2 protein-coding genes and 1 pseudogene are annotated in these 7,616 nt (G+C 45.7%); all 3 read left to right on the top strand.

From position 1 onward, the window contains the following. Nucleotides 1–927, top strand: a 927-nt coding sequence (locus tag LN995_RS21205; protein WP_229963101.1) for a hypothetical protein, incomplete at its 5' end; no start/stop codon positions are given. Between the two features lie 119 nt (nucleotides 928–1,046). Beyond that, nucleotides 1,047–4,205 (top strand): tail fiber domain-containing protein, encoded by a 3,159-nt coding sequence (locus tag LN995_RS22105; protein ID WP_229963102.1) that lies wholly within the window; start codon nucleotides 1,047–1,049, stop codon nucleotides 4,203–4,205. 259 nt (nucleotides 4,206–4,464) lie between these two features. Beyond that, nucleotides 4,465–7,616, top strand: a pseudogene (locus LN995_RS21215) (hypothetical protein); the annotation flags it as partial.

The raw sequence follows: 7,616 nt of genomic DNA on the forward strand, positions 1-7,616 counted from the left end.
AATACGGTACCTGTAGGAGCTATCAGTGCATCTGGAACGCTCAGTAGTTCAACTTATCTTCGAGGTGACGGAACCTGGGGAACACCTACAGCAACTTTGGCTAATATCAATGCAAATTCCATTTTGGGTAATAACATGACATCATCTGCTGCTCCTGTTGCCCTTAACGCTGCACAGGTAAGAGGTATATTAGGTACCGGTACACCTGATGCTACTACATATCTTCGTGGTGACGGTGCCTGGGTAACATTGCCAGGCGGTGCCACTAATCTTGCTTATACCGCTTCCGCAACGCAGGGTATTGTAACCTCTGACACCGGAAATGATGCCACTATTCCTGCAGGATCAACTACAAATGCTAGTTTAATGCTCCCAGCCGATAAAACAAAACTTGACAAAATTGCAGATATCACAACAGCTGATGCCAATAAGGTTTTAACAGTTAATTCCACTGGTACAGCCGCCACATGGCAGGAGCCAGCAGCTGGTGGCGGAGGTGGCGCTATGCAGGTTTATCATCCGGGCGGTAACACTAAATTCTTTGTTAGGGCAACTGGTCCTGGAGTGACTTGTACTTTATCTGGGAATAAGGTATCAATAGTTATACCCGATGGAGTGTTTGTTCAGTATATGAAAATTACTACTTCTTATGCAGCTATAGGAAATAATACTGATCTACTTTTTGAAGTAACAGACAATTCGACCACTCAAATTATTAATACAAGTGTTGATAATGTTGTGATACCCATTGTAACTCTAGCAGACATAGCATTAGTTAATCCTCCTGTTCATCCTGTTCATAATATGGGGAATAGTAGTACACAATTCGTCGTTACTGGCTTCTCTTCGGGTAAACTAAGTTTCACTGTAAATGGGTTAAGCTCTCATAATCAGCCAGAAGGCTTTTATGTGATGCTTAGATTTTAATCAATGATTTGATGGATAAATGTAAGTTATTATTCCTGTGTTTCAGTTTACTTCTTGCTGCTTTTAATGGGAAGGCACAAACATTAAAACAGTTTAATGGCCGGATCAGCATAACAAATGTGAATTATACAGGAAACGCAGAGTCATCCATAACAGGTTCTTTTACGGATGGAAGCGGTGTGTTTAATGCTGCAGATGTTATCGTAGGAGATAGAATTATAGACCTAAATGGAAATACTTTTGAGTTACTTGAAGTAAGTGCGAGTGGAACTACAATCACAGCAAAAATTAAAAACTTAAATGATAGTTCAGCACCTGCTTTTGGACAAGGAACTGTATATCGTCCTTCTTCTAAAGGATTTCCGTTGCTTACTAACGATGCTCCTCAAAGCGTAATGGTGTACACTTTGAACTCTGCCACTTTATCAATTGACGCTGAGATACCAGAATATAATTCGGGAACAACGTTGCCAACAGTAACAGTTGCTGAAGGAGATGTGGTTTTATATTCAGGAGATTCTAAAATATACAAATTAACATCTTCTGGATGGAAACAGGTTGTAGAATCCTCCATACCTGTTTCCTATGCGATGGATCTTGGAACAATATCCCCAGCAAACAAAGGAGATTTAGTAAGGAAGTACTTTGATAGCTATAATATTTATACATATGATGGTTCAGCATGGGTAAGACCTGCAGAAGTTTCCTCTTTGCCAACTTTACCAAAATATGGAGATGTGTTTTATGTAGAAGGAGAAAATAAGCTCTACATGTATGACGCTAGTAACAACTGGGTGAACATTGGAGGAGGGTTGGCACCAGGTGGAACATTGCCAGGAACGGATGAAGCTAAACCCGGAGATACCTTCTTTAACACCAGTGATAACCGTCTGTACTTATATAATGGCACCTCTTGGGTGCCAATGGATAATGTATTGGGTGACGGACAGCTCTACGTAGGCGATGCAAATGGTATTGCCACAGCTACAGATAAGAGTGCAATACCCCTTAGCGGGTTTGGTGAAGCCACAGACTCAGTTTCTTTAGGTAGTCAGAAAATAACGAACCTGGCCGACCCAACAGCAAAACAGGATGCAGCCACAAAGGCTTATGTAGATGTTAAGGCTCCAAAAAGTGGCAGCACCTTACCTGCTCCGGGAGATGAGAGCCTTAGCGCTGGAGACATTTATTATAACACAACAGAGAACAGGTCCTATGTCTATAACGGCACCTCTTGGGTTCCGATGGATAATACATTAGGTGACGGGCAGTTGTATGTAGGCGATGCAAATGGTGTAGCTTTAGGAACTGATAAGGGTGCAATTCCGCTTAGTGGTTTTGGTGCGGCTACTGCACCTGTTTCATTAGGAGGCCAAAAAATAAACGATCTGGAAACGCCAACCAGCCCTCAGGATGCAGCAAATAAGAATTATGTTGATACGTTGAGTATAACTACTGATAGAATTATGCTGACAGACGGTAATGTGTTGGTAGGAGATGCTGCCAATAAGGCTGCTGCCGTTAAATTGAGTGGTGACGTTGAGTTGAGTAATACGGGCGTAGCTACCATTACGGATGCTGCCGTTAGTACAAATAAGCTATCTGATGCTGCTGTTACAAAAGAAAAGCTTCAGGATGGAAGCGTGACACTGGCAAAGCTGGCAACAGCAGAGCCAGACAAAGTCTATGTAACTGATGCGAGTGGCGTGCCAACGTTGATAGACAGAAGCACCTTTGGCTCTGGCACGCCAGTGGGTGGAACATTGCCGGACCCGGCAGACCCAGATAGTAAGTTAAATCCGGGTGATACTTTTTTCAACACTGCCAACAATCAACTCTATATATATAATGGCACCTCGTGGGAAGCCATCAAAGCGTTGGCAAAAGATCAGTTATATGTAGGTAACACGGAAGGTATAGCGGAAGCAGTGGCAAAAAACACTATTCCGCTTAGCGGTTTTGGAGCAGCCACAGATAACGTCTCCTTAGGTACCTTCAGGATCACTAAACTGGCCACTCCAACCAACCTGGATGATGCTGCCAATAAGTATTATGTGGATACAAAAATAGCGGATGCAAACTCCATTGGCCTGGCAGATGGTTCTATTCTGGTGGGTAACACTGCAAATAAGGCCACACCTGTTACCATGACAGGAGATGTAACCCTTAGTAATACAGGAGTTGCCTCCATTGCTGACGCTGCTGTAACCACAGACAAAATTCAGGATGCTAGCGTAACTCTGGCAAAATTAGGAACCAACGGAGCAGCCGATAAGGAAAAAGTGTTTGTGACTGATGCCAATGGTGTACCTGTTTTAGTAGATAAGACTAGTGTAGGTGGTTCTACCGTGCCAAACGGGCCAACTCTGCCAGACCCAACCGATCCTGAAACCACAGTTAACACAGGAGATACTTATTATAATACGAGTAATAACCAGCTTTATGTATACAACGGATCAGACTGGGAAGCTGTAAGAGGTCTGGCAAACGGGCAGCTTTATATAGGCAATGCGTCTGATATTGCAACCCCTGTGGCCTTATCTGGTGATGCCACAGTTGACAATACTGGTCAGCTTACCATTAGTGAAGGAAAGGTTACGGATAGTAAGTTAGACAAAGGCAATATTCCGCTTAGTGGCTTTGGTACTGCTGCTGCTAATATAGTAATGAACAGCAATGGGTCAGCTTACACTATCACAGATTTACCTGATCCTGCCAACCCGCAGGATGCTGCCACCAAAGCATATGTAGATGCAGCAGCCTCAGCAGCAAAAGATAACCTGGGAAATCACACAGCTACTGAAAACCTGCGTGTAGGGAACTTTACTGTTAGTAATGACGGCGATGCAGGGGATGGTTTAGCCTTTGAGGCTTCTGGGAATGCCAGCTTTGGGCAGGACCTAACAGTAAACGGTAACTTTTTTACGCCCTCTGATCAGCGCCTTAAAACAAACATCGAAACATTGAGCCATGCGTTGCAAAATATAAATCAGCTACGTGGGGTTCAGTTCGAGTATATCGATCAGAAAAAATATGCATCCGGGCCTAAGGTTGGAGTAATAGCACAGGAACTGCAGAAAGTTTACCCGGGCATGGTTAGTCAGGGGCCAGATGGTTTTCTTAAAGTAGACTATACTCAATTGTCAGCTGTGTTAATAGAGGCTGTAAAAGAACAGCAAAATCAGCTAAAACAGCAACAAGAGGAAATTGATCAACTGAAAGCTCTTCTAAATAATCAGCAGCAGCAAATAAACGACATTCTTAAAAAGCTGAAATAAGAAGATTCAAAAAGCCTTATTTTCTCTGCATTAAAGTGTTGAGCAATCAGTAGAGAAGGAGTTTTAATCATATTGCTGACCCACGTCAACATGAGAGTATTATTGAAGGCTTTGGTAATTAAGTTTTACTTGTCGAAGTGAAAAGAGCTGAAGCGGAAAGATTGAGAACTGTGAGTTCGCTACAAATAAAATTACTGGTATTGTGAAAATACTATTATCAAAAGTTTGCCTGTTATCCCTGCTTTTATTGTTTTTAGGGATGCCTCTGTCATATGGTCAGGGGTATTTTCGTGTTATAAGCGGGGTTCCTCATTTGCCTTCTGTTGAGCCTTCCACCATTGTTTCTCCCTCGCCGGGGATGCTCATATATAGTCCCTCCGAAAAACGCCCGCTGGTATATACAGGCAGTGTGTGGGACGGGCTGTGCACAGGCAGCTTTGTGGGAAGTGCCTCGGCGCACTCCTTTGCTGTTCAGGAGGGTATTCCGTACCTGCCAGTGCTGGAGGCGGAGCCAACTGGTACTGCTGAGTCAGGTTCTTTGTATTTTTCGAGAGCAGAGAGTGCCTTGAAGATACAGACAGGCACAGGCTGGAGCAGGCTATCTCAGCTAAAGGGTATCAGCAGTGCCATTACGCAAAGTAGCGGTTTTTCTGCAAACAGTTCTCTGAAGATTTCCCGATTGCCCATGCTAGCCAGTGACCCGGCACCTATCGGACTTTCTTCCGGGGCTATTTACATTAATGCTACTTCACGGGCCATCCGCTACTACAACGGCAGCGTCTGGCTGGAGGTGGGCTGTACACCAGTAGTAAGCACACTGGCCATTGCCGACTTTACCAATACACAGGCAAACAGTGGAGCCCTGATCAGCAGTGACGGAGGCTCACCAGTTACATTACAGGGAGTAGTATGGAATACAACAAATAATCCTCTGCCTGATACTACTCTTAGCACTAAAACGCGCGAAAAGGTAACCGGGCAGATTACGTTTCCTTTTACTTTTCCGAGCACGCTGAAAAACCTTACAGCCAGCACCACCTACTATGTCCGGGCTTATGCCGTAAATAGCTCCGGTATAGCGTATGGTGATGTTCAGACTTTTAAGACTGCGGCGGCCTCTGTACCAACCATTATCACCCTGCCAGGCACAGAACGAACACCTATTAGTGCCAGTACCGGGGGCGACATTCCCAGCACAGGAGGTGCCAGTGTAACGGAGCGTGGAATAGTGTGGAGCACTACCCAAGATCCGCTGCTGGATACGGTAGCTCTTGTAGTAGACCCTGCCGCCATCAAAACACGTGACGGTTCAGGGCCAGGTTTGTTTCCTACTCGCCTGACCAACCTTATTGAAGGCACCACTTATTATGTCCGGGCATATGCACGCAACATAATTGGCGTAGCCTATGGGCAACTTGAGGTGTTCCAGACACTTGCAGCCACGCCTCCGGTGCTGAGTGCACCAACCATCAATATTTATGATATTACAGACACTTCGGCAAAAACTGAAGTAACCATTCTTAATAATGGCGGAGCAGAAGTAGAGGAGCGGGGAGTGGCCTGGAGTACCCTCAAAATTACAGATTGGAGTTATGATAACCCTGATATCATTCACAATGCTTCTACAGTGGTAAATCCCTCTGATATAGGTACTTTTGCCAGCGAACTCATTAACCTCCAGCCGGGCACACTCTACTACGTCCGGGCCTACGCCAAGAACAGAGTTGGTGTCACTTATAGCTCAGAAACAAGCTTTCTCACCACTTCACTCCCTACTCTCACCACACTCCCGGCCAGTAGTATCAAAGGTATGACTGCTGTAAGTGGGGGAGAAATAACCAGTACAGGAGTCTCTAAAGTGACAGAGCGGGGCATTGTCTGGAGTACTGATCCGGTTTTTGATCCTGAGTTGGTGCCAGCAGAAAATAAAATAACGCACCTGGTGTCTGAGACCCAGAGGGGGGTGGGGCTTTATTACAGTAATCTAACAGGGCTTGAGCCAGGTACCATGTATTATGTAAGAGCCTATGCTACTAACAGTTTTGGTACGTCCTATGGCGATACGATTAGCTTTACTACAGCCGCACGGCCCCAGGTCGTGACATATCCTGAGGTAGTGGAGATTACCAGCACTACAGCCAGTAGTGGTGGCAGTATTACCGATGATGGCCGGGAGTGGGTTTACAGCAAAGGTGTGGTATGGAGTACAAACCCTGATCCGACACTGGAAACAGGTAATATCAAATCTGGTGGGTCTGGTTCTGATTCTTTTGTCAGCAGTCTTACTGGGTTAATGGCTAACACAACCTATTATGTGAGAGCTTATGCGACTAACAGCGTAGGTACAGCTTACGGCGACAATGTGGAATTTACAACGTCCGCACCAGACTTAGCTACACTTACTACCTATAGCGTGGTAAACATAGGGGCCACCAGTGCTGTGGGGCAAGGGTACATCTCCAGCCATGGCGGAGATACCATTTCTTCGCGAGGTGTGTGCTGGAGCGTGAACAACATGCCTACCATTGCCGACAGTTATGCCGAAAGTCCGGTAAGCGGATATGGTACTGGATATTTTAGCGTCAGTATGACGGGGCTGGTACCTAACCAGATTTATTATGTTCGGGCCTTTGCCAGGAATGGAGCTGGAGTAGCGTATGGTAACCAGGTTATTTTCAAAACCTATACTTATCCGACTGTGGTGACGAGTAAGCCAAGCAATGTGTCTAGTTCGAAAGCCACAGGCGGAGGGCTCATTGTTTCAGACGGCGGTACACCGGTTACAAAGAGCGGCCTTGTGTGGAGTACCTCCATGAACCTGAACCTGCAAAATGCCACTGGTAGCACTACAAGCGGAACCGGTATTGGTGAGTTCGTTCATCAGTTGACAGACCTTTTAGGCAACACGAAATACTACGTCCGGGCCTATGCTACCAACAAGACAGGCACAGCCTACGGTAGCCTGGACAGCCTAGTGACGGCACCACCAGTGCCGCCTACCCTGAAGACGCGTGCCGTTGCCGATATACTACTGACGACGGCAATGAGCGGAGGGGATGTGAGCGATAATGGTGGATCACCTTTGTTACGCACTGGCTTGGTGTGGAGTACTGTCTCAGGCTTTGACCCTACAGCAGTGCCTAGCACAAATAGAACGATACAAGCTGATGAAGGCAGCTTCAGTAGTAGTATGACAGGTCTTAACCCCGGGCAGCAATATTTTGTCCGTGCTTATGCCGAAAATAGTATAGGGATAGTATATGCTGATAATGAAGAAAGCTTCATGACTCTGCTTCTGCCTACAGTGGAGACTAACCCGCTGGTAGATCAGATTACAAGCACCTCTGCCCGAAGTGGAGGTACCATTAGTAATGATGGTGGAGCACCAGTAAGCAGCAACGGTGTGGTGTG

This window comes from Pontibacter silvestris, assembly GCF_020907275.1.
GTDB lineage: Bacteria > Bacteroidota > Bacteroidia > Cytophagales > Hymenobacteraceae > Pontibacter > Pontibacter silvestris.